Origin of the sequence: Arthrobacter rhizosphaerae (assembly GCF_023062595.1) — a bacterium.
GTDB lineage: Bacteria > Actinomycetota > Actinomycetes > Actinomycetales > Micrococcaceae > Arthrobacter > Arthrobacter rhizosphaerae.
Genome location: NZ_JALLAN010000003.1, coordinates 202,271 through 224,264 on the forward strand (window position 1 = coordinate 202,271; position 21,994 = coordinate 224,264).

The 21,994-nt window shown below is 64.5% G+C and carries 22 protein-coding genes; 13 read left to right on the plus strand and 9 right to left on the minus strand.

What is annotated here, in order from left to right; translation table 11 throughout:
* Positions 1-3 precede the first annotated feature (3 nt).
* Entirely contained in the window at positions 4-495 is a 492-nt protein-coding gene (locus MU551_RS05835; protein ID WP_308198289.1) for a PaaI family thioesterase, read from the minus strand.
* Between the two features lie 134 nt (positions 496-629).
* On the opposite strand from MU551_RS05835, the gene MU551_RS05840 reads away from it, so the two are divergent.
* The 3 genes from MU551_RS05840 to MU551_RS05850 all read left to right on the plus strand — a co-directional run bounded on the left by MU551_RS05840 (position 630) and on the right by MU551_RS05850 (position 2,623).
* Positions 630-1,208 (plus strand): TetR/AcrR family transcriptional regulator, encoded by a 579-nt coding sequence (locus MU551_RS05840; protein WP_247041490.1) that lies wholly within the window; start codon positions 630-632, stop codon positions 1,206-1,208.
* 114 nt (positions 1,209-1,322) lie between these two features.
* The gene (locus tag MU551_RS05845) at positions 1,323-2,138 is read left to right on the plus strand and encodes an oxidoreductase (RefSeq protein WP_247041492.1); all 816 of its coding nucleotides are present in this window, start codon (positions 1,323-1,325) and stop codon (positions 2,136-2,138) included.
* Positions 2,138-2,623 (plus strand): GNAT family N-acetyltransferase, encoded by a 486-nt coding sequence (locus MU551_RS05850; RefSeq protein ID WP_247041493.1) that lies wholly within the window; start codon positions 2,138-2,140, stop codon positions 2,621-2,623. The genes MU551_RS05845 and MU551_RS05850 overlap by 1 nt, the downstream gene beginning before the upstream one ends.
* A 9-nt stretch (positions 2,624-2,632) precedes the next feature.
* On the opposite strand, the gene MU551_RS05855 is transcribed toward MU551_RS05850, so the two are convergent.
* The 7 genes from MU551_RS05855 to MU551_RS05885 all read right to left on the minus strand — a co-directional run bounded on the left by MU551_RS05855 (position 2,633) and on the right by MU551_RS05885 (position 10,360).
* Entirely contained in the window at positions 2,633-2,788 is a 156-nt protein-coding gene (locus MU551_RS05855; RefSeq protein WP_247041494.1) for a hypothetical protein, read from the minus strand.
* Positions 2,785-3,111 (minus strand): hypothetical protein, encoded by a 327-nt coding sequence (locus MU551_RS05860; RefSeq protein WP_247041499.1) that lies wholly within the window; start codon positions 3,109-3,111, stop codon positions 2,785-2,787. Before MU551_RS05860 ends, MU551_RS05855 begins: the two co-directional genes overlap by 4 nt.
* A gap of 56 nt (positions 3,112-3,167) precedes the next feature.
* Positions 3,168-4,355: an acetyl-CoA C-acetyltransferase gene (locus MU551_RS05865; RefSeq protein ID WP_247041501.1), complete on the minus strand. Its 1,188-nt coding sequence runs from the start codon at positions 4,353-4,355 to the stop codon at positions 3,168-3,170.
* A 50-nt stretch (positions 4,356-4,405) separates the two neighbouring features.
* Positions 4,406-6,520 (minus strand): 3-hydroxyacyl-CoA dehydrogenase NAD-binding domain-containing protein, encoded by a 2,115-nt coding sequence (locus MU551_RS05870; RefSeq protein WP_247041503.1) that lies wholly within the window; start codon positions 6,518-6,520, stop codon positions 4,406-4,408.
* A 113-nt stretch (positions 6,521-6,633) separates the two neighbouring features.
* Positions 6,634-7,797 carry an acyl-CoA dehydrogenase family protein gene (locus tag MU551_RS05875; RefSeq protein ID WP_247041505.1) on the minus strand — a complete coding sequence of 388 codons (1,164 nt, stop codon included), beginning with the start codon at positions 7,795-7,797 and terminating at the stop codon, positions 6,634-6,636.
* Entirely contained in the window at positions 7,794-9,044 is a 1,251-nt protein-coding gene (locus MU551_RS05880; protein WP_247041507.1) for a CaiB/BaiF CoA transferase family protein, read from the minus strand. The genes MU551_RS05875 and MU551_RS05880 overlap by 4 nt, the downstream gene beginning before the upstream one ends.
* Positions 9,045-9,076: 32 nt before the next feature.
* Positions 9,077-10,360 (minus strand): MFS transporter, encoded by a 1,284-nt coding sequence (locus MU551_RS05885; RefSeq protein WP_247041509.1) that lies wholly within the window; start codon positions 10,358-10,360, stop codon positions 9,077-9,079.
* A 442-nt stretch (positions 10,361-10,802) separates the two neighbouring features.
* Between MU551_RS05885 and MU551_RS05890 the strand changes: the two genes are divergently transcribed.
* The 4 genes from MU551_RS05890 (at position 10,803) to MU551_RS05905 (ending at position 14,729) form a co-directional block, all read left to right on the plus strand.
* Positions 10,803-11,834: a LacI family DNA-binding transcriptional regulator gene (locus tag MU551_RS05890; protein WP_247041511.1), complete on the plus strand. Its 1,032-nt coding sequence runs from the start codon at positions 10,803-10,805 to the stop codon at positions 11,832-11,834.
* A 108-nt stretch (positions 11,835-11,942) separates the two neighbouring features.
* A complete protein-coding gene (locus tag MU551_RS05895) occupies positions 11,943-12,944 on the plus strand; it encodes a VOC family protein (protein WP_247041513.1) in 1,002 nt (333 codons plus the stop codon).
* A 71-nt stretch (positions 12,945-13,015) separates the two neighbouring features.
* The gene (locus MU551_RS05900) at positions 13,016-13,558 is read left to right on the plus strand and encodes a carboxymuconolactone decarboxylase family protein (RefSeq protein ID WP_247041515.1); all 543 of its coding nucleotides are present in this window, start codon (positions 13,016-13,018) and stop codon (positions 13,556-13,558) included.
* 61 nt (positions 13,559-13,619) lie between these two features.
* A complete protein-coding gene (locus MU551_RS05905; RefSeq protein WP_247041517.1) occupies positions 13,620-14,729 on the plus strand; it encodes an alcohol dehydrogenase catalytic domain-containing protein in 1,110 nt (369 codons plus the stop codon).
* Positions 14,730-14,791: 62 nt separating this feature from the next.
* Here MU551_RS05905 and MU551_RS05910 read toward each other — a convergent pair whose 3' ends face one another.
* On the minus strand, positions 14,792-15,322 hold the full coding sequence (locus MU551_RS05910) for a cupin domain-containing protein (protein WP_247041519.1): 531 nt from the start codon (positions 15,320-15,322) through the stop codon (positions 14,792-14,794).
* A gap of 186 nt (positions 15,323-15,508) precedes the next feature.
* On the opposite strand from MU551_RS05910, the gene MU551_RS05915 reads away from it, so the two are divergent.
* The 6 genes from MU551_RS05915 to MU551_RS05940 are packed head-to-tail and all read left to right on the plus strand — an operon-like array spanning position 15,509 to position 21,873.
* The gene (locus tag MU551_RS05915) at positions 15,509-16,606 is read left to right on the plus strand and encodes a fumarylacetoacetate hydrolase family protein (RefSeq protein WP_247041521.1); all 1,098 of its coding nucleotides are present in this window, start codon (positions 15,509-15,511) and stop codon (positions 16,604-16,606) included.
* Complete coding sequence (locus MU551_RS05920) at positions 16,603-17,592, plus strand: C-terminal binding protein (protein WP_247041523.1); 990 nt, start codon at positions 16,603-16,605, stop codon at positions 17,590-17,592. Before MU551_RS05915 ends, MU551_RS05920 begins: the two co-directional genes overlap by 4 nt.
* Positions 17,589-18,893, plus strand: a complete 1,305-nt coding sequence (gene eno, locus MU551_RS05925; RefSeq protein ID WP_247041525.1) for a phosphopyruvate hydratase — start codon at positions 17,589-17,591, stop codon at positions 18,891-18,893. The genes MU551_RS05920 and eno overlap by 4 nt, the downstream gene beginning before the upstream one ends.
* Complete coding sequence (locus tag MU551_RS05930; protein ID WP_247041527.1) at positions 18,890-19,960, plus strand: phosphotransferase family protein; 1,071 nt, start codon at positions 18,890-18,892, stop codon at positions 19,958-19,960. Before eno ends, MU551_RS05930 begins: the two co-directional genes overlap by 4 nt.
* Complete coding sequence (locus MU551_RS05935; protein WP_247041528.1) at positions 19,960-20,907, plus strand: fumarylacetoacetate hydrolase family protein; 948 nt, start codon at positions 19,960-19,962, stop codon at positions 20,905-20,907. The genes MU551_RS05930 and MU551_RS05935 overlap by 1 nt, the downstream gene beginning before the upstream one ends.
* A 27-nt stretch (positions 20,908-20,934) precedes the next feature.
* Positions 20,935-21,873 (plus strand): quinone oxidoreductase family protein, encoded by a 939-nt coding sequence (locus tag MU551_RS05940; RefSeq protein WP_247041530.1) that lies wholly within the window; start codon positions 20,935-20,937, stop codon positions 21,871-21,873.
* Positions 21,874-21,994: the final 121 nt, after the last annotated feature.

Consider the following 21,994-nt stretch of genomic DNA (forward strand, 5'->3'; position numbering starts at 1 on the left):
GCTTCAGCTGATGGGAAAGACGAGCAGCGACCCGGTGGCGGTAGCCACGAGTTTGCCGTCGGCATCGGTGACGGTGCCATCTGCGAAGGCAACACGGCTGCCCGCCTTCGATACAACCCCCACGCAGGTCAAGGGGCCGCTGCCGGCACGGATGGAGCGAAGATAGTTCACCTTGATTTCTATCGAGGTGTAGCCCACTCCCTTCGGCAGGGTGGTTTGCACGGCGCAGCCCAGGGCTGAATCAAGCAGGGTGCACACCAGCCCGCCATGAACTGCGCCAATCGGGTTGTAGTGGGATTCATCAGGCTGGCACGTGAAGGTGGCGGTTCCCGGTTCCGCCTCGGTCAGCGTCATGTTCAACAGTTCGCCCATGGGCGGAGGCGGAAGCTTTTTGCCCATCATGGAATGCAGGTACTCAAGGCCACTCATGCTGGGCATCGCTGCCGCCCCGACGGCAGGGTCCTCCCACGTGATGAGTCGTTTGCGCTCTGTCACTGCCGCTCCTGATGCTCGTTTGGTTAGAGTGGAACAATTCCAGGAAATGTAACACGAGTGTTTCTCTTATTCCGAAATCTGTCCCTTTTGAGTATCTATTAGGGTGGGGATGAGCCTACAGAGGGAGAGACAAAATGGGCCGGGCATTAAGGGCCGACGCTGAACGCAGTGTGCGCGCAATCCTCGAAGCGGCCGAGCAAGTGCTGGTTGACGACCCTGGCGCCTCGATGGAGCAAATCGGCGAGCGGGCAGGACTCACCAGGACCACAGTCCACCGCAGGTTCGCGAACCGGAAAGCGCTCATGGATGCCTTGGCGATTTCTGCCAAACAACAGCTTGCCGACGCCATCGAAGCGGGCAATCCCGATTCCTCCCCTCCCCTCGTCGCACTCCATCGCGTGACAGGGAATGTTCTCAGGACAAAGAACTCCTGGAGATTCACCCTCGGGAGCCCCTTGGCAGACACCAGCGCTGCAGCGGAGATTTGGGACCGGATCAATGTCCGCTGCCTTGATCTCCTCGCCCGGGCACAACGCGACGGGCTCCTCGGTCCGGACACGGACCTGGAATGGACACGGCAGGTCTACTACGCACTGATGAGCGAGGCCCTGCAGAGATTCCCGGAAGATAAGGAGCCGGATGCAAAGACCACGGATACACTCGCGACACTCGTGGTGGACACCTTGTTATACGGCGCCAGTCCCCGCACATAACCGTCCCACTCTTTAAAGATGCAACACCACTGGTGCAACTACTTCTATAACTGATACAGTCATGTAACAGATAGTCGAAGCGTCGACTGCAGGCATGACTCTATGGAGGCAGGAATGGCAACCACTCAAAAAGTAGCCCTAGTCACGGGAGCGTCAACAGGCATTGGCCAAGCCGCCGCCGTCGCTCTTGTCGATGCGGGGTTCACAGTTATCGGGACAAGCCGGGACGCGTCGAAGGCACAGCCGCTCAGCGGAGTGCAGTTCATTGATCTCGACGTCGCCAGCGACTCGTCGGTAGAACAGGCAATTGGCGAGGTGATGCAGGCGCACGGGCGCATCGACGTTCTGGTGAACAACGCGGGGATCGGATCGTCGGGTGCGGCGGAGGAGGGTTCCGTGGTGCAGGCCCAGCACGTCTTCGATATCAATGTGTTCGGGGTCATCCGTGTGACCAACGCAGCCCTTCCGATCATGCGGGCCCAGAAGAGCGGCCGCATCGTGAACCTGTCATCGATCCTCGGGATTATCCCGCAACCGTACATGGCCGTATATGCCGCATCGAAGCATGCCATAGAGGGGTACTCCGAGTCCCTCGACCACGAGCTCCGGGAGTTCGGCGTGCGCGTCACACTGGTCCAGCCTGCATGGACCAACACCTCCTTTGAGGCCAACACCATCAGGCCCGACCGGCCGCTGCCGGTCTACGCCGAGCGGCGCCAGGTGTTTGAGGAGTTCTCAATCCGCCAGATCAAGGATGGCGACGACGCCGCTACCGTGGCAAAGGCGATCGTCGCCGCGGCTACTGACACTAAGCCCAGAATGCGGTACGCCGGCGGCTCACGGACCGCCAGCGTGTCGAAAATGCGGCGTTTTGTGCCTGCGCGCATGTTCGACCAGCAACTGCGTAAGCTCAATAAGCTTCCCGCCTGATGCTGACTGTGGCGTTTGAATCGGTCCTCTGGACCGATGAACGTGCAGTGGATCTCCAGCGGATCCTTGAGGAGGACCTCCACGGCAGGTACGCGCGCCATCTGGAGCCTGGTCCTGAGCGGGATGCTGCGATCACGGCCCTGGCAGTTCCTCCTGAGGACGTTCTTGCCACCGTCCTTGCAGTGGCAGACGGCGTCGGGCCGGTGGCGCACGCCGCCCTCCGGTCGCTGAACGATGAGTGGGAAGTCAAGCGCGTAGTGGTTCTTGAGAGTGCACGGGGCCAGGGTGTAGCCAGCATGCTGATGGCAGAGATCGAAGCGATTGCGGCACGCGGCGGAGCTTCACGGGTCATTCTTCAGACCGGCGACCAGCAGCCGGAAGCCGTCGCCCTCTACTCGAAGCTGGGCTACACACGCATCCCCGTCTATGAGCCCTATGCAACGGCCATTCCCTTCTCCCTCTGCTTTGAAAAGCGTCTGAGGTAAGACTTCCGACTACGAGTCGGGTTCTTCCCACCACCAGCCTTCCCAAGCTGATGAGGTGATGTGGTGGACGGGTGAAAGGTCCCCCGCTACGGATTCAGGTGAACTGTCGCCGCCCTCCCCAGAATCTTCAGGGGTGTTTGCTGTCTTTTGGGCTAAGCGGTTCATGGCACCTCCTCCCTGCCGTATTTTGCAGGCTGAAGATGCGCAGGCGCGATCGACAGTTCGTAGCCGCCGGTTTTCTCGATCATGGTCCGGTTGTTGATCCCCTCGGCAGCTATCCAGGCAATGTTTCCTGCCGGGGTGGCGTCGTCCACTAGGCCTGTCCCGACGGGCAGCCCATACCGGCGGATTTCCACCACCGTGCCGATCAGCAGGTGCCAATCAGGAAAGGGAGCCGACCGGCCGGCTGCATTCGCCAGCTCCCAGGACACCATGGGTAAGTCATCCGTCGCTGGACTGTGGCTTGAGGTGTGCGGTTTAAGCGTCATCTGGATACTGTCCTTTCCCGGCATGGGTGCTGGATGACCGGCTGTTCTCCGGGATATCACCGCGAAAGCAGCAAAGCTTCGCCTTGGCCCCCACCGCCGCACAATGCAACGGCCGCCTTGCCAGAGCGGCGACGCTGAAGCTCATAGGCTGCTGCGACGACAACCCGCGCGCCGGAAGCACCAATGGGATGGCCGAGTGCGATCGCTCCCCCGTTGACGTTGACCCTTTCCATGCCAATCCCGAGCTGGGCCGCCGAATGCAGGCCCACCGAGGCAAACGCCTCATTGATCTCCACAAAGTCCAGGTCCTCCACGCCCCAGCCGGCAATATCCAAGGCCTTCCGGATGGCACGGGCAGGTTTGTCCGGCAGCGTGGTGTCCGGTCCGGCCGTCTGTCCCGCCGCGCCCAGTACAGCCATGACCTCGAGGCCGTGCTCCTCTGCAAAGCTCCGGGTTGTGAGGACGACGGCGGCCGCGCCGTCGTTGAGCGGCGAGGCATTGCCGGCGGTAATCGTTCCGGACGGAGAAAACGCCGGCCTGAGCCGTCCGAGCGACTCCTCATTACTGTCCGCGCGCACGCCTTCGTCAGTGTCCACCAACGCGGTCTCGCCCCGGCGCTGCGGCACCTTGACCGGAACGATCTGCGCGTTGAATAGCCCCGCCGCCTGGGCGGCGGCCGCCCGCCTGTGGGAGTCAGCCGCCGCCTTGTCCTGCTCAGCGCGGGGAATACCCAAAGCAGTGTTGGCGCGGTCCGTGGCCAGGCCCATCGCCACGTGATCGAAGGCGTCAGTGAGGCCGTCGTGGGCCGCCGAGTCGATCAGGGCCGAATCGCCATAGAGGTGCCCGGAACGCGAACCCGGCAGCAGATGCGGAGCGTTGCTCATCGATTCCTGTCCCCCGGCCACCACCACGTCGGCCTCGCCCAGCCGCAGCAGTCGGCTCGCGTCGATAATGGCGCTCAGCCCGGACAGGCAGACTTTGTTCACGGTGACTGCGTGGGCACTGAGCGGAATACCCCCGGCGACGGCAGCCTGCCGCGCAGGGTTCTGCCCTGCGCCGGCCTGGAGTACATGTCCCATAATCACAGCGTTGACGGCGTCTGGCCGGATGCCGGCCCGGTCAACGGCGGCAGCGATTGCGGCACCCCCGAGCTCGACGGCGGTCAGCGGAGCGAGTTGTCCCATCAGCCTGCCCTGCGGCGTTCGGGCCGCGCCGACGATGACGACATCTGTAGGGTGGTTCATTTTCTTCTCCTTGGAGAGGGATAAGGGGCAGTTGCCTAACCACTGCTGGGCTAACCGGCGGCCGGGACAGGAACGCGCAGTCCCGGATGAAAGGCGGTGCCTGCTTCGCGGTCAAGAAGCGGGGTCAGGCCACCGGTATAGAAGGGGTAGTTGGCGCCGAGGATCATGCACAGGTCAATCTGCTCGGGTCCCGCTACAACGCCCTCGCCGAGCATTGCAGTGACCTCATCGGCCAGCGCTGCCAGGATCCTGGCGCGGACGGCAGCAGCATCTACGGGGCTGGGGTCGGGCAGCAGCGCAGCAGCGGAGGGTGAGATGCCGCCGTCGTTCTCCAAATAGCTGACCTCCAAGTAGCCGGGAAGCCCGGCGGCCACGACCGCCGCGAGACTGCCGCTCACGCCGAATCGCTGCGGACAGGCCCGGTGCATGGTCTCGCAGATGTGCAGCTGAACGGCGGGGCCGATGAACTGCAGAAGCTGCAGCGGTGTCATGGGCAGGCCGAGGGGATCCAGGGCATGGTCCACGGTGGCGGGATCAGCGCCGTCGTCGAGCATTGAAAGGACCTCGTTGAACAGCCGCGTCAGCACGCGGTTCACCACGAAGCCGGCGGTGTCAGTGGTGAGTACGGCAGTCTTGCGGAGCCTCCGGGCCAGCTCAAACGCCGTCGAGAGAGTTGTTTCGTTTGTCTGTGGCGTGGTGATGATCTCCACCAATGGAAGCACCGCTACAGGGTTGAAGAAGTGGAAGCCGATCAGGCGCCCGGGACGGGCCAGCGTAGAGCCCATGGAAGCTATGGACAGCGAGGACGTATTCGTCAGCAGCAGGGCATCCCGCCGCAGCAACGGTTCGAGCTCCTCGAACACCGCGCGCTTGACCGCAAGTTCCTCAAAAACTGCCTCAATAACCACGTCGCATTCCGCAAAGGCCGCCTTGTCCGTGCCTCCGGTCACCAGGGCACGAATGGCCTCGGCCTCGGTGGACTGCAGCCTCCCTCGGTCCACCTGTTTATCCAGCTGCCCGCGGATCCAGCCCATTGCCGTGTTGATACGGTCCTGGGACAGGTCCGTGATCCGAACCGGGACGCGCAGCTGCTGCGCGAAGACCAGGGCGAGCTGGCTGGCCATCAAACCGGCCCCGACGACGCCGACCGAGCGCACTGACAGCGGCTCCGCAGCCGGCCTGCCCGCAGGCTTCTTAGCCAGGGACTGCGTGAGGTGGAAGGCGTAAATGCTGGCACGCGCCTCATCGGAGAGCAGCAGCTCGCCGAAGGCCCGGATCTGCGCCTGCTCAGTGGTTCCGGCAGCAGGGGTTCCGGCAGCGGAGGTTCCGGCAGCGAAGTCAGTTTCCGCGGCCGCTGCCCCGATTAGCTCCAGAGCACGGTAGGGGGCAGGCGCGGCTCCGTGCAGGCGGGCGTCCAGCTCCAGCCGCATGGCCTCCAAAGCTGCTGTGACGACGGCGCCAGCAGGCTCCTGCTTGGCGTTTCGACTGAGGCGGTTAGGCACTGCAACCGCAGCCGTGGCGGCAGTCCCGGAAAGAATGCCGCCGGCGAAATCCAGGGATGCCCCCACGAATCCGTCTTCGGAGAGGATGGCATCGACCAGGCCGAGCTGGGCCGCTGTCCCGGCTGAGAGGTTCCTCCCGGCGAGCGAATCCGTGACCACCAAGCGGGCCGTCAGTTCGGCACCGAGCAGCGCCGTTGTGCGCTGGATCCCACCCCAGCCTGGGACGAGACCCAGCCGAACTTCGGGAAAACCAATGGCCTGTACCGAGTCGGCGGCCGTGCGGTAGTCGGCGTGCAGAGCCAGTTCCAGCCCGCCGCCCAACGCTAACCCGTTGACGAATGCGAACGTGGGCACCGGAAGCCCAGCCAGCAGGCCAAGCACCTCCAGGCCCCGACGAGCCACGTCTTCGGCCTGCTCCAGGGTGCCGGCCTCCGTCATCATGTTCAGGTCCGCACCCGCACAGAAAACCGCGCCCTTGCCGGTCACAGCCACTGCATCCACTGCTGCCAGGTCCAGGGCACCCACTGCGGCCTCGAATGCTGCCAGAGATGCCGGGCCAAGGGTCACGGGACGGCGGCTGGAATTCGCCAGGGTCAGAACAGCGAAGCGGAAACCCGCATGGTCAAGGTAGGCGGTACGGGTCTCGGTGACGGTTTCAGACACAAGACTTCCCTTCACTTGGACAAAAAGGACAGACAGGACCTGACACGCGAGGTGCCAGTGCTCGGGATTCTCTGAGGTTCCCGGAGTTCCGGGGACGACGGACCGCTTAGCGGCTAGGAGAAACTAGGGATGCCGGTGATCGCGCGGCCCATAATCAACGTATGGATCTCGTCGGTGCCCTCATACGTGCGCACGCTTTCAAGGTTGTTGGCGTGCCGCAGCGGTGAGTACTCCAGAGTGATCCCGTTTCCGCCGAGGATGGTGCGGGCGGAGCGGCAAATCTCGATGGCCTGCCGGACGTTGTTGAGCTTGCCGAAGGAGATCTGCTCAGGGCGCAGACGGCCGGCGTCCTTGAGTCGACCGGTGTGGAGGGCCACCAGTGTTCCCTTCTGGATCTCCAGGACCATTTCCACCAGCTTCTGCTGGGTGAGCTGGAAGGAGGCGAGCGGTTTGCCGAATTGTGTCCGTTGGCCCGCATAGGCCAAAACGGCCTGGTAGGCGTCGCGGGCGGCGCCCATTGCTCCCCACAAAATGCCGTACCTCGCCTCGTTGAGGCAGGAAAACGGGCCCCGGAGACCGACCACGTCGGGGAGGACGGCGCTGTCTGGGAGTTGGACGTTCTCCAGGGTGATGTCGCACTGGATGGAGGCGCGCATTGACAGCTTCTCGGAGATCGGCGTGGCCAGGAACCCCTCGGTGTCGGTCGGGACAACGAAGCCGCGGATGCCGTCGTCGGTGCTTGCCCAAATGATGGCAACGTCTGCAATGGAAGCGAGGCCGATCCAGCGTTTTGCCCCGTTCAGCACCCAGCCAGACCCAACGCGCTCCGCTCGAGTGAGCATGTTGGCGGGGTCGCTGCCCGCAGTGGGCTCGGTGAGTCCGAAGCAGCCGATCAGCTCCCCGGAGGCCATGCCGGGCAGCCACTGCTGCTTCTGCTCTTCCGAGCCGAACTTGGAGATCGCGCTCATGGCCAGCGACCCCTGCACCGAGACGAAGGTGCGGATGCCGGAGTCGCCGGCCTCAAGCTCCATGGCAGCAATCCCGTACTCGACGGCGCTGCGGCCCCCGCAACCGTACCCGGTCAGGTGCATGCCGAGCAGGCCTAGGCTCCCCATCTCCTTGACCAGATCCAAGGGAAAGATGGCGTCCTCGTACCAGGAGTTAATGTTGGGCCGGATGCGGTCATCGACGAACTGGCGGACCTGGCTGCGCAGCTCGATCTCCTGCTGGCTGAGCAGGTAGTCGATGTCGAGGTAGTCGTTGGCGAGGTCGGTCACAGGTGCGCTCCCATTGGCTGGTTGTTGTTGCTGGAGTGGTATTGAGGGGGTTCGACGGCGGCCGGGCCGGCGGCTGGGCTTTGAAGCCAGGCACGTACTTCGTCCGCATGCTGCCCAAGCCGCGGTGGCCGCCGAAGGTAGGAGACTGGCGTGTCGGACAGGGAAATCGGGTTGGCGGCCAGGTCCACGCTGTCGTCATCGGCGCCCACGGTGATCCGTGCGTTCAGCCCGAGGTCGTTGGCCATCGCGAAGGCTTCGGCGATGTCGTTGACAGGCCCGCACGGGACCCCGCGGGCTGACAGTTCCCGGTACCAGTGGTCGGCAGTCTGCTCCCGGGTAACTGCCGTGATGGTTTGATCGAGTTCGTCGATATGGGCAACGCGGGCCTGGTTGGTCGCGAACCGTTGATCGTTCGCTGCCTCCGGAATCCCGAGGGCCGCGCACAGCTGCGTAAACTGCCGGTCGTTGCCCACCGCGACGACTACCTGCCGGTCCGACGCCGGGAACAGCTGGTAGGGCGCGATCGAAGGGTGCCGGTTCCCGAGGATGCCCGGAACGGCGCCTCCGGCGGTGTAGCCGACACTCTGGTTGACCATGCTGGAGAGCAAGGTGCTGAGCAGATTGACCTCAACCAACTGGCCCCGGCCGGTGGACTCGCGTGCCCGCAGGGCGGCAAGCACGCCGATCGCAGCGTGCAGCCCGGTCAGGACGTCAACGAGGGCGACGCCGGCCTTGACCGGCTCACCCGGTCCCGGGCCGGTCACGCTCATCAGCCCTCCCACGGCCTGCACCAGCAGGTCGTAGCCGGGCAGGGCGGCGGCCGCCTCTTCAGAACCGAATCCGGTAATGGAGCAATACACCAGCCGCGGGTTGATCGCTGCTGCGTGGTCGTACGACAACCCGTGCCGTGCCATCGTTCCGGGACGGAAGTTTTCAATCAGCACGTCAGCACGCCGGATGAGCTCCACGAGGTCTCCATGGTCTGCGGGGGCCGCCATGTCTGCCGTGAACGAGCGTTTGTTGCGGTTCACGGACAGGAAGTACGTGGCCTCATGATCCTCGGTGAATGGCGGCCCCCAATGACGGGTATCGTCACCGGAACCCGGACGCTCTACCTTGATGACGTCGGCGCCAAGGTCACCGAACAACATCGTTGCGTACGGCGCAGCCAGGACCCTGCTGAAATCTGCGACGACGATGCCCGCCATTGCGCCTGGAGGCGGACCGTGCGAACCGGTGTCATTCATTGGTTCTCCTTAGTTAGTGATTACCGGGGTGATCAGTGACCGGCCGCGCGGACCGCGTTGTTGAAGAGTGACGTCCGGACGATCAGCATGATGGCGGCGGCCGCCAGCGGCAACACGGTCACCTGCAGCAGGCCGGCTCCTTGCCAACCGACGCTTGGCACCAGCGCCGCGAACAGCAGGCCGGAGAAGGCCGCCGATCCGTAGTAGCAGGTGACGAAAAGACCGGCGGCACGCCCCACCTGGTGCGGACGGACTGCCCGCTGGATGGCACTGTTCATATTGGGGAAGAAGACGCCGGTACCGAACACACCCATGAGGCAGGCGAAGACGCACTGCCAGGCGAACGATGCCTGGACCTGGTAGATCAGCACACCAAGCACCGACATCACCACGAGGGAAACGATCAGCAGCGCCCGCTGGTTGATCCGGTCCCCGATCCAGCCGCCCAGCAGGCCTGCCAGACCTCCCAAACCCACGAAGCTCAGTGCCACTGCTGACTCAGCGGTGGAAATGCCCAGTTGAGTAGTCAGAAAGGTGGGGTACAGGCCCAGGAAGCCGTAGAGGGCGATGGAGCCGCAGCCGGCGGCTGCCGCGATCGCCACGGAATTGCGGTTGTAAGCCCTGTCCGGCATGTACTCATAGGATCCTTCGACGCCGGTCAGACTGATCGCCCGCTCGGTGAATTTCCGGCTGACAGTGAACGCGACGACCACTGCGAGCAGCAGCCCGAGCACCCCGAAAATGATGAAGGGCGCCCGCCAGGTTCCAAACTGGCCGGCGAACATGATGCCGAGGGCCGGCCCGAAGGTTGCCCCCAGGCCGAACGCGAAGCCAAGTATGCCCAGGGCGAGGCCCCGGCGGAGGTGGAAGAACGCGCCGACCGCCGCGAACAGGGCTGCGGCCTGCATCCCCTCACCCAGCCCCGAGATGATTCGGCACACGGCCATATCGGCCCACGAGGAGGCGAGCGGCGTGGCCAGCGTGCCCAGGGAGTAGATCACAATGCTGACTATCAAGACGGCTTTGCGCGAGAAGCGCTCCACCAGGAACCCGGCAGGGATGCCTGCAATGGCCATTCCCAGGGTGAAGATTGTGGCCAGGAGTCCACCGGCCTGCAGGCTGAACCCATTCTCAGTGCTGATAGTGCCCAGCAGGGGAAAGAAGACCTGCCTGTCCATCGCGTTGAGCATAAAGGTGATTGCCAGCACCCCGAGCGAAACGGCAGCGACAATCTTGGTGGGCATGCCCTCGGGGTTGTCCTTCACGCGTGATGGTGCCGGACTGGACGGGACTGCGTCCATAGGGATTGCATCCATGGGCTCAGGGTACGTCGGTACGGCGGGACCGGCGATAGAACCAGCTGAAGCCGGGGCCTGGCCTGTGCTGGAAGGGGTCGAGTGGGACATCGTTGTCTCCTAGTCGAGAGGGGGCTTGCGTTCTCATATGGATTGCTCGGCTGTGATTCACCGATGTGCAGGGGAAAAGAAGAAGTGGACAACTTTTTGGGCTGTCGTTCCCCCGACGCAGGTCCGCTGGCAGATCGCTTGCGGCGGGACGGATAACTAGTGCTAACGATAGCACGGAGGGCAAGGGAGTCAAGAGTGGATTTCGTTTCGTGCCGGAAACGCCTAACGCTTTGACTCGGCAGACGCTCGTGCTATCGTTAGCACCAAAGTATATGCAATGGCCCCGTCGGTAGACGATCCCAGGCCAGTCACCGGTACGATGATCCGCTAACAGACTTGCGCAGGAGGAACGATGGTCACCACCAAAGATATCGCTGGACATCTGCAGCTGTCTGTTTCCACCGTCGGCCGGGCGCTGGCAGATGACGCGCGTATCAGTGACCAGACCAAGGCCCGTGTGCGGCAGGCGGCTTCGGAGCTTGGCTACGTGGGCAACCACGCTGCCCGGATGATGCGGGGAGCCCCGAGCAATGTCGTGGGCCTGGTCATTCCGGACATCCGAAACAGCTTCTATTTCACCATCGCCCATGAACTGTCCGCCATCATGGCCGGCGAGGATTACCAGCTGATGCTGGCCGAGACTTTTGATGACCGCCTTATCGAGCGGCGCCACCTGCGCGAATTGTCCGCGAGCCATGCTGCCGGCGTCGTGATCGCCCCCACGCCTAACCCGCACAGTGATTCGATCAGCATGTTGCGGGGCATGCCGCATGTCCAGTTGCTGCGCAGGCATTCGTCATTGGGTGCCCAGTGGTTCGGCCTCGACGACCAACGGGCACTGAAAGACGCCACCACACATCTGCTGGACCTTGGCCATTCCCGCATCGCCTATATCGGGGCGCCCGCCGACCTTCCCACCGGTCGGGAGCGCCTTGAAGGCTACCGTCAGGCCCTGCGCGAGAAGGACGTCTCGCCGCGCTCCAACCTGATCGAGCTGGGCCCGCCGGCCTCGCCCGAGCACGCCCGGGAAGCCGTGCGCCGGTTGCTGAACAGGCCAAGCCCGCCCACTGCTGTCGTCCTTGGCTCAGTCCTTCACACCGTGGGCGTGCTGGACGGCTTGCTCGAGATGGGCGTGGACGTCCCCACTGAACTGTCCGTGGTTGGCTTCGGCGATCAAAGCGGGTTCTCCTGGTGGGGGCCCGGCCTTACTACCGTCAGCCTGCCCATCGGCGACGTAGCCACCTCCTGCGGACTCTGGTTCATTCGCCGGCTCAACAATCCGCCCGCCGGCAATGACCCCTATGAGTCGGCGTCGGTGGGCTGGCTCGTAACCCGCGGCAGCACTGCTGCCCCTCCCTCGGCGTCCCGCAAACGCTCTGCCTGAACCGCCTGAACCGCACCACCAACAAAAAAATGTAGCGCCTAGTGCGTAACTAAAATAAATGGTGCTAACGATAGCACCATCCATTGAGCCCATTGGAGATGGACAATCATGCTGCCACCGGTCGATCTGCGTCCGCCGTTCAACATCACCCGAACCAGCCATCTGCGCCTTAACGTTTCCGATCTGGCGGCGAGTCGCGAGTTCTACACCACTGTCCTGGGTCTGGTGGTCACTGAGGAGGACGAATCCACCGTCTACCTGCGTGGCCTGGCGGAAGCCTGTCACCACAGCCTCGTGCTGGAGAAGAGCCTCGACGGCGGCACGGCCCGCCGCATCGGATTCCGGGTCTTTTTCGAGGAGGACCTGGACGAGGCCTACCGCTACTTTCGCGAGCGCGGCCTGCCCGCCGAGTGGGTGGAGATGCCGCATCAGGGCCGCACCCTGCACGTGTCCGATCCTGTCGGGACGCCGCTTGAGCTGTGTGCAACCATGGAGACCAGGCCTCGCCTGCACATCAATTTTGAACAGTACAAGGGCGCCCATGCTCAACGGCTGGACCACTACCAGCTGCTCACACCCGACGTCTATGAGTTGTGTGCGTTCTACAGCGAGCTGGGATTCCGCAACTCGGAGTACCTCGAGTACGGAGACGAACTTGTGGGCGCCTTCATGTACCGCAAGGGCACCTGCCTTGACCTGGCCATGGTGCCTGGCGCCGGCCCAAGCCTGCATCACTTCGCTTACACGGTCTCCGAGAGCCACGACATCTTCACTGCCTGCGACTTCGCCGGCATTCTGGGCTACGGCGATCAGGTGGAGCGAGGCCCAGGCCGTCACGGACCTGGCGGAATGCTTTTCGCGTACCTCCGCGATCCTGACGGCCACCGGGTGGAGGTCTTCAACAGCCACTACCAGACCATTGATCTCGAAACCGAGCCCGTGCGCTGGGACGCCGCTTCAGTGAGCACGAATGCCCGTTGGGGCCTCCCCGCCCTGGAGCAGTGGTACTTCGAGGCCTCCCGCTTTGTGGATGTCCCGCTGATTTCACCGGCCGTCCGTCCCGCCCCGATGACACTGGAAAAGTTCCTGGCCAGCCCGCAGACGCACTGAGCCGGGCCCGCTGAACCAGACGCACTGAGCCAGCCTCACTGACCCCCATTATCCGACTGGAGAATCACATCATGTCCCGAGTTCCATCCCTGTCCCGCGACGACGCCGCATCGGTCAACCAACAGCCACTGTGGGACCGTCTCGAGGCCGAGCGCAAAATGCCCACCGCCAACATCTTCCGTTCACTGGCGAACGCCCCTGTTCTGCTCGACGCGTTCCTGTCCTACGCCAACGCCATGCGTGACGGCTCCCTGCTGAGCCCGAAGCTGCGGGAGCTGGCGATCCTGTCGGTTGGCCATGCCACGGGGTCGGAGTACGAGATTGCCCACCACCAGTCCCACGGCCGCAAAGCCGGGCTTACCGACGAGCAGTTGGCCGCAGTGGCTGACGCCCAGGATCCGGAGCTGTTCGACGAGGCCGAACGTGCCGTCATAGCCCTGGCCCGCGAATCCACCATCAAGGTGGACGTGTCCGATGCCAGCTGGGCGGCCGCCGCCAAGCACCTCGACGACCAGCAGATGGTGGAGCTCACGCTGACCATTGCCTGGTACAACTCAGGCGTACGGGTCATGGGTCTGCTCGGTATTGACCTCGAGGACAGCTACCGCAAGTAGCTTCCGCCAGCCCACTCCCCCACAACCACAACCCTTGTCATTTCCTAGAAGGAGCCCGTCAATGGCGACGATGCGCGCAGCCAGACTGCACAAGATCGGCGAACCCATGTCGATCGACACCATCGAAGTACCCAAGCCCCGGCCCACCGATGTACTGGTGAGGGTCAAGGCCGTCGGCATCGTGCCGAACATGGCAAACGTGATCAACAATTGGCCCACCTGGTTCCCGCACCAGCCCATCCCCGAGTTCCCGGCGATCTTCGGGCTTGATCCCACAGGGATAGTCGAGGAAGTCGGAGAGTCAGTTATCAACGTCAAGCCCGGTGACCGCGTGTACGTGAGCCCGCTGCGATCCTGCGGCAGTTGCTACGCCTGTTCCGGAGGCAACCCCAGCCGCTGCCGCTACTACACCCTCAACGGGTACTTCAGCACCTCCCGCGACGGTCAGCGGATCTTCGATCTCTACCCCTATGGCGGGTTCAGCGAGTTCATGACCGCGCCGCAGCAGTCACTGGTCAAGATCCCGGACAACCTTCCGTTCGAGCTGGCCGCCCGCTTCGGTTACATCGGCACCGCCTATGGAGCGCTCCGCCTGGCGGATGCGGGACCCGGCACGGTGGGGCTGATTGACGGCATCACCGGCACGCTGGGCGTGGCCGCGACCGTACTCTGCCTGAGCATGGGGGTTGCCAAGATCCTGGGCACGGGCCGCAATGAGGAGCTGCTCCAGCGTGTGAAGGCCCTGGCGCCGAACAGGATCGAGGTCATGAACCTCGGCGAGCAGTCCTCCGGAGAGTGGGCCAAGGACCGGACTCGTGGCGAGGGCGCCCACTTCGTGATCAGTGCGCTCGGAGCCCGGGCTGATGCGGCAACCATGGTGGACTCCATGCGAGGGGTCCGGCGCGGCGGCCGGGTGGTGAACGTCGGCGGCGTCGCGGATGAGGTTCCGGTGGACATGAAGTGGCTGATGGACGAGCAGGTGCAGATCATCGGCTCGAACTGGTTCACTGCAGCACAGGGCCAGGAGATGGCCGACATGATTGAGACCGGCACGCTGGACCTCACCTATCTGGAAACCGAGGCGTTCCCGTTGTCGGACGTGAACACAGCAATTTCCGGCCGGTTGAAGGACCCGCGGGGCGGCTTCAGCAACTACGTGGTCCTTCCCTAAAGGCAAGGTGCCGTAGGGATTCGCCCTCGGGGCGCCCCTACGGCACCCTTTTTATGGAGTACTCAGGCGCCGACGCCGGTGAGCACAAACGCCACCGTCGCCGGTGCCTGGGTTTTGTTGCGCCAGGCGTGCCGCGCGGCGAGCTGCACCACGGTGTCGCCGGGCGTCAACCGCACCTGCGCGCCGTCGTCCAGCTCCAGCCACACTTCGCCTTCCAGCACTACGCCGTAGTCGACGCTTGGGGTGCGGTGCATTCCATCCGGTTCAAACACCTCGGCCAGATCCGGGGCGTAGGTGGCCAGCTCCTGACCCGCTGCCGCGGGATCGAAATCCGGACTCATCACCACGGATTCAGGCGCGTAACTCACGATGACGAAGCTCGCACCACCGGGGCCCGGGACCACCGGGCCCCTATTGTCGGTGGGCTCGGCATCGGGTGTCACAGCGGAGGCCACCCCAGGGGTAAACCAGACCCGGATCTGTGCCTGTCCGGGCATCGTCTCGAAATCATGGCTGTTGGGCACCGCGCCATCGGAAATGAAGACCGACTTGCCTGTTCCATCGGTGCCGGTTACCACTCTGCGCACTGTCACTTGATTCCTCTCATATTCTTTGCGATCGTTAGCACTATCTCGCGCATCTGACAGGCTGTCAATGGGCTTGGATGGAGGCAGTCAGGTGCGTTACTAACAGCAACCAGACCATGTCCCGCCGCATCATGGCAAGGAAACCCACTGTAGGGGGTGACGCACCAAAACAGCCGTGCTATCGTTAGCATTATGCTTCCAGAAGATGACCTAGAGTCCGACTTTGCCCCTACCGGCGTCGTGCTGGCCCAGGCAGCCTTGCCGGAGGAAACAGCAGCGGTCTGGCTGGTCCACCGGGACCGTGCCCTTCCCCTGTTGACGTGGGCGGAGCAGTGGCCGTGCGCAAGGTTCGCTTCGATCACCGGCCTGGTACGGGAGTGGACCACCCATCACGCCGGGCTTCGCCGGTTGACCGATCTGCCCCGGACCGCCCTGGCCATCGCCGAGGATGGTGTTCCGGTCACGTCACTGCGGCTGGAGGCTCCGCTCCAGCCGGCGCAGCTGTTCTGCACCATCGGCAACTACCAGAAGCAGGTCATCGAGGCCGCAGTCGATGGTGGTGAAGCAGCCGACGCTGACGGTCTGCGCGCCGCCACCGAGCAAGCGCTCGTACAGCGACGCCGGAACGGTGCCCCCTACATCTGCCTGACCAGCATCGACCGGGTCGGCACCCCCAACGGTGAGCTGGTTCTGGAGCGGAACGTGGACACGTTGGATTGGGAGGTCGAGATCGGCGCCGTCATCGGAGGGTCGGGTTCGGGGCTGACTCCGTCCGAGGCACAAGGGATGATCGCCGGTTACTCCGTGGTTAATGACCTCACCATCCGCTCCCGCATTCTCCGGCCCGACCTCCCGGCTCTTGGCAGCGACTGGCTCCAGTGCAAAGGAATGCAGGGATCACTCCCGCTCGGACCGTGGTTCGTTCCCGCCTGGCAGGTACCCGACCCCTCTGCCCTGGGGCTGCAGCTGTCGCTCAACGGCACGCTGATGCAGAACGACACTGCCGACGACATGGTTTTCTCCATTCCAGAACAACTTTCATACCTTTCCCGGCACACCAGGCTTCGCCCCGGCGACGTCCTTTGCACCGGCTCCCCGGCCGGATTCGGCCTCCACCACGGCCGCTTTCTCCGCGCCGGTGACACCGTCAAGGCATCGGTGACCGGGTTGGGCACGCAGATCACACACTGCGTGGACCCGGCCTCTCGACAAAGCTATTCCCAACAAAGCTATTCCCATCCGAATCCGGCCACTGAAGGCCGGACCATGACTAAGGAGCACGCGCTATGACCCAGCAGCAGACGGTCCTGCTGACGGACCGGGCCTGGCCCGACGACAGCATCGAGCGAGGCATCCTCGAAGAAGCCGGCTTCAATGTAGTAGCCGGCCCGGCGGATCCCGCGCCGGTCGAGACCATCGACGCCCTGGTCGCCGAACACCAACCCGCCGCTATCCTCACCTGCTGGGCAAATGTATCGCCCGCAGCGATCGCGTCCTCCGCCGCGCTGCGGGTGGTGGCCCGGATGGGGGTGGGCCTGGACAATATCGCCGTTGCCGCGGCCACCGATCACGGCGTGCAGGTCACGAACGTCCCGGACTATTGCGTTGCGGAGGTCTCCGATCACGCCGTCGGGCTCGCTCTTGCCTGGACCCGTGGCTTGGTCACCGCCGACCGCGAGGTCCGCGGTGGCAGCTGGAACCCGGCAGGGGCACGGCTTCGACGGCTGTCCAGCCTGACCTGCGGCGTAGTCGGATACGGCCGCATCGGCAGAGCCACCGCAGCCAAGCTGCACGCGCTTGGAGCCCGCGTCGTGATCAGCGACCCGCACCCACCGGCGGACACCGGCGGCATCGAGGTGATGACCCTCGACGAGCTCCTCGCCGCCAGCGACGTTGTGGTCCTGCACGCGCCTCTGGTCCCGCAAACGCATCACCTGATCGGCGAGCGCGAGCTGGCGCTCCTACCCAAGGATGCCTTCGTGATCAACGTCAGCCGCGGCGGACTGATCGACACCGCCGCCCTGCTCGCCTCCCTGGACAGCGGGCATCTCGGCGGAGCCGGCCTGGACGTCCTGGAGGAAGAGCCCACCGTTCCCGCCGGGCTGCTGACCCACCCGGGAGTAATCGTCACTCCGCACATCGCCTTCGCCTCCGACGCGTCCATCATCGACCTGCGCCGCAGCGCCGCAGAGGAAGTGGTGCGCGTCCTTACCGGCGAAACGCCCCGCTACCCCTGCAACACCCCGTCCGCCCTCGCCACTGGAGTGTCATCTTGAGCACAATCCGCACCGTCCACGGCCGCCAGATCTTCGACTCCCGCGGCCGCCCCACCGTCGAGGTGGACGTCGTCCTTGAGAGCGGCGCAGTGGCCCGCGCCTCCGTGCCTTCCGGAGCATCCACCGGCACCCATGAGGCCCACGAACTGCGCGACGGCGACCAGTCGGTATTCGACGGCCTCGGCGTCACCGCCGCAGTGCACCATGTAAACGGCGAGATCGCCACGGCACTGCGCGGCTACGATGTCGGCGGCCAGCGGGCCATCGACGCACGGCTGCGGGACCTTGACGGAACCCCCACTCTCTCAAGGCTCGGCGCCAACGCCGTCCTCGGCACCTCACTGGCGGTGTGCCGCGCCTCCGCACTGGCCAGTGGCCTGCCGCTGTATCGTCGGATCGCCCAGCTCGCCGGCGTCGACGAGCCCGTACTGCCGATGCCGATGGTCAACATCCTTTCCGGCGGTCTCCACGCAGGCCGCGGCATGGACGTCCAGGACTTCCTGGCCGTGCCGGTCGCAGCCACCTCGGCACTGGAAGCCATCCAGCTCACTTCCCGGGTCCGGGCGGCTGCTGCTGCCCTCTGCGCCGCACGCGGGCTGCCCACCCTCCTGGCCGACGAGGGCGGCCTGAGCCCGGGATGCCGTACCGGCGAGGAAGCCCTCGAACTCATCACCGAATCCATTGAGGCCGCCGGCTTACGGCCCGGCGCCGACATCGCCATAGCCATCGACGTTGCTGCGGCCTCGCTGTACGACCCCAACGCCGGTGACTATCACCTGCGCCGGCAGGACCGGCATCTGAGCACTGCCGAGATGATCGAGATGGTGTCGTCCTGGGTGGACCGCTACGCGATCGTTTCGATCGAAGACCCGCTCGACGAGGATGACTGGGAAAGCTGGCAGATCCTGACCAAGCGCCTGGGACACCGCGTCCGTTTGATCGGTGACGATCTTTTCACCACCAACAGCCAGAGACTCGCAAAGGGCATTTCCCGCGGCGTCGCCAATGGCGTCCTGGTCAAGGTCAACCAGAACGGCACACTGACAGGCACACTCGATGTGCTGGCCGAAGCACGCGCCGCAGGGTACGCGCCGGTCGTATCCGCGCGCTCCGGGGAGACAGAGGACGACTTCCTGGCCGATCTTGCAGTCGGAACAGCGGCCGGGCAGATCAAAATCGGATCCGTCCGGAACTCCGAGCGGCTCGCCAAATACAACCAGCTGGTGCGGATCGCTGAGGACTCCACCCTGGGTTTCAGGAATCTGCCCGCACTGGCATTGTCCGCGGAAGGTGGCCGGTGAGCGGCGCCGAGCCCAAAGCCCGTGTTCAGGAGTTCCTGAGCCGTCACGGGCTGATGGATCCAGGAGAGGAGGCGACGCTGACCCCCTTGACCGGTGGCGTGAGCTCGGACCTGTGGCAGGTGTCCCTGCCGGGCCGCACGCTGTGCGTCAAGGGAGCACTGGCCCGATTGAAAGTGGCGCAGGAGTGGCTCGCGCCTGTTTCCCGCAACCGCGTGGAATACGAGTGGCTGCAGTTTGCCGGAACGGTCGCTGCCACGCACGTCCCGCAGGTCCTCGCGTATGACGAACATGATGGGCTCTTCGCCATGCAATTCCTCCCGCCCACGGACTACCCGGTGTGGAAGGACCAGCTCCTTGCCGGCCACGTCGACGCCGTTGCGGCGTTCGACGTCGGCGACCTGGTTGGCCGGCTGCACTCAGCGAGCGCCAAGGACTCCACGACTGCGGGCAGGTTCGCCACCGACGACAACTTCGATGCCCTGCGCATCGAGCCGTACTTCCGTGTCACCGCCCGTGCGAACCCGGACCTGGCTGATCGGATCTTGGAGCTCGCCGCACTTACCGCCGGCACCCATCTGGCGGTGGTGCACGGCGACGTCAGCCCCAAGAACATCCTTCTCGGCCCGCACGGGCCGGTGCTGCTCGATGCCGAGTGCGCCTGGTTCGGTGACCCGGCGTTCGACGTCGCGTTCTGCCTGAACCACCTCCTGCTCAAGGCGGTCATCCTGCCCGATCACGCGGCGCAACTGCACCAGTCAGCCCGCATGCTGCTGGAAGGCTACGCGAAGCACATCGACTGGGAACGTGCGGCCGACCTCATGGGACGCGTTGCAGCCCTCCTGCCGCTGCTCACCCTTGCCAGGGTGGACGGCGCCTCCCCCGTGGAGTACCTGACTCCCCCACAACGTGACCTGGTCCGCGGCAACGCCCGGGCACTGCTGAACCGGCCCGACGCCGCCATTGACACGATCATCGACGAGTGGATGCTGGCGGCCCGCGCGGCCACAACGCAGATCAGCGCCTCAGCCACAAGCGTCTCAGTCAAAAGCAAGGAGCAGACCGCCTGATGTTCTCTCTCTCCACTGTCCGGATCCACGGGACGCCCACTCCTGTCCTCCGGCTCCCTGATGGCCGCCTGTTCAGGATTACCGACCTTGCCCCGGAGACACTGGCCGCCAACCCGGCCGCCGGACTGATGACTGTCTTCGCCACCTGGGAGACCGCCGAGCCACTGCTGCTCGCCGCCGTCGACGCCCTCTCTGGCAGTCCAAACAGTCCCATCGCGGAGCCCGTCGCGGAGCCTACTGAGCCGGAGGACTGGCTCACCCCACTGCAATTCCCGAACAAGGTCATCTGCGCCGGCGCGAATTACTACGACCATGTGGTCAACGATGGCGGCCATACGGGCTTCTCGAAAGACGACAACGTTCCGGTGTTCTTCCTCAAACCACCTACCACCACCCTGGTCGGGCAGGGCCAGTCAGTCCGCTACCCCATCCAGACAGAGAAGTTCGACTACGAGCTTGAGCTGGCCTTCGTCATCGGCAAACTCGGCCGGCATATCCCGGTGGACAGGGCCCGTGAACACATCGCCGGCTACACGATCGCGCTGGATCTGTCAGCCCGCGACTGGCAGCGTCACCCCAAGCACCTCGTCAAGTTTGACCTGTTCGGCGGCAAGGTCTTCGACGACAGCTGTCCGCTCGGACCGGGAATTGTGCCTGCGCGCTTCATCGACGATACGAACCTGCAGCTGCAGTTCTGGATCAACGGTGAGCTGCGGCAGAACGCCAACACCTCCGACCTGATCTGGTCAGTGCCCGAACTGGTCTCCCTGATCAGCGAGCACGTGACCCTCGAACCGGGCGACGTTGTGCTCACCGGCACCCCCGCTGGGGTCGGGCTCAGCACCGGAACCTGGATGCACACCGGAGACCAGCTCAAGGGGCAGATCAGCGGCCTCGGCTCCATCAATGTGCAGATCATCCCCGCGGACACCCACCAGCCAAGCTGAACACCCCCAGACATGAAGGAGCAGACTATGCAGGCAGCCGTTCTGACCCAGACGGGAACAGTACCCACTTACCAGGATTTCCATGACCCCGAGCCCCGGAGCGGCCACGTCGTCATCGATATCACCGCGGCAGGTGTCCACCATCTCGACCTGACCAAGGCATCCGGAGCCTACGGCGATCCCGGCACCCTGCCGTACGTGATCGGCGCCGACGGCGTCGGCCGGACCGGCACCGGACGCCGTGTCTTCTTCACCTCGCCGGTGTCACCTCACGGCTCCTGGGCCGAGCGCACGCTCGTCGCCGAGGAGAACCTCCTCGACCTCGCGGACGACGTCGACGACGTTACCGCGGCCGCGTTGGGCAACACCGGGCTGGCCGCCTGGCTCGCCCTCACCTGGCGTGCGAACCTGCAGCCCGGCCAGAACGTGTTGGTGCTCGGCGCGACGGGTGCGCTCGGATCTATCGCCGTCCAACTCGCCAAGTCCCTCGGCGCGGCCACGGTGGTCGCTGCCGACCGGGACGCGGACCGGCTCGCAGTCTCCAGCGAGCGCGGCGCCGATGCCACCGTGACGATCACCCCGGAGAAGGACCTGGTGGCAGCCTTCCGCGGCACCGTCGGCGAGCGCGGCTTCGATGTCATCATCGACCCTGTCTGGGGCGAGCCCGCCCTGGCCGCCATGCACGTGGCAGCCCGGGGCGCCCGTCACATCCAGATCGGCCAGTCCGCCGCCGCGACTATCCAGCTCCCCGCCGGCATCATTCGGGCAGCTCGCCTGGAGATCCTCGGCTTCGCCCACGTCGACCCGCCAGTCCAGGTCCGCCACGACTCCTACCTGAAACTGACCGAACTCGCAGCCACCGGCGCCTTGGCCGTCGACACGATGACCGTCCCACTTTCGGACTGCCAGGGAGCCTGGCAGCTTCAGCAGCAGGGCGCCCCATGCAAGCTCGTTTTGACGCCCTGACGCCGATTCAGAGGTAATTCACAGGATGCGGTTAGTCATTCAACGAAATATCCAACCCCAGAAACCGATTGCTGAATCGTGTCAAGGGCCAAAGGCCCGAAATGTGACGCGAATTTCATGG

Excerpts from the sequence above, each read along its gene's own strand:
- MU551_RS05840 (WP_247041490.1), top strand. The coding sequence starts at position 630 with ATGGGCCGGGCATTAAGGGCCGACGCTGAACGCAGTGTGCGCGCAATC.
- MU551_RS05845 (WP_247041492.1), top strand. The coding sequence starts at position 1,323 with ATGGCAACCACTCAAAAAGTAGCCCTAGTCACGGGAGCGTCAACAGGC.
- MU551_RS05850 (WP_247041493.1), top strand. The coding sequence starts at position 2,138 with ATGCTGACTGTGGCGTTTGAATCGGTCCTCTGGACCGATGAACGTGCA.
- MU551_RS05855 (WP_247041494.1), bottom strand. The coding sequence starts at position 2,788 with ATGAACCGCTTAGCCCAAAAGACAGCAAACACCCCTGAAGATTCTGGG.
- MU551_RS05860 (WP_247041499.1), bottom strand. The coding sequence starts at position 3,111 with ATGACGCTTAAACCGCACACCTCAAGCCACAGTCCAGCGACGGATGAC.
- MU551_RS05865 (WP_247041501.1), bottom strand. The coding sequence starts at position 4,355 with ATGAACCACCCTACAGATGTCGTCATCGTCGGCGCGGCCCGAACGCCG.
- MU551_RS05880 (WP_247041507.1), bottom strand. The coding sequence starts at position 9,044 with ATGAATGACACCGGTTCGCACGGTCCGCCTCCAGGCGCAATGGCGGGC.
- MU551_RS05885 (WP_247041509.1), bottom strand. The coding sequence starts at position 10,360 with ATGGATGCAATCCCTATGGACGCAGTCCCGTCCAGTCCGGCACCATCA.
- MU551_RS05890 (WP_247041511.1), top strand. The coding sequence starts at position 10,803 with ATGGTCACCACCAAAGATATCGCTGGACATCTGCAGCTGTCTGTTTCC.
- MU551_RS05895 (WP_247041513.1), top strand. The coding sequence starts at position 11,943 with ATGCTGCCACCGGTCGATCTGCGTCCGCCGTTCAACATCACCCGAACC.
- MU551_RS05900 (WP_247041515.1), top strand. The coding sequence starts at position 13,016 with ATGTCCCGAGTTCCATCCCTGTCCCGCGACGACGCCGCATCGGTCAAC.
- MU551_RS05905 (WP_247041517.1), top strand. The coding sequence starts at position 13,620 with ATGGCGACGATGCGCGCAGCCAGACTGCACAAGATCGGCGAACCCATG.
- MU551_RS05915 (WP_247041521.1), top strand. The coding sequence starts at position 15,509 with ATGCTTCCAGAAGATGACCTAGAGTCCGACTTTGCCCCTACCGGCGTC.
- MU551_RS05920 (WP_247041523.1), top strand. The coding sequence starts at position 16,603 with ATGACCCAGCAGCAGACGGTCCTGCTGACGGACCGGGCCTGGCCCGAC.
- MU551_RS05935 (WP_247041528.1), top strand. The coding sequence starts at position 19,960 with ATGTTCTCTCTCTCCACTGTCCGGATCCACGGGACGCCCACTCCTGTC.
- MU551_RS05940 (WP_247041530.1), top strand. The coding sequence starts at position 20,935 with ATGCAGGCAGCCGTTCTGACCCAGACGGGAACAGTACCCACTTACCAG.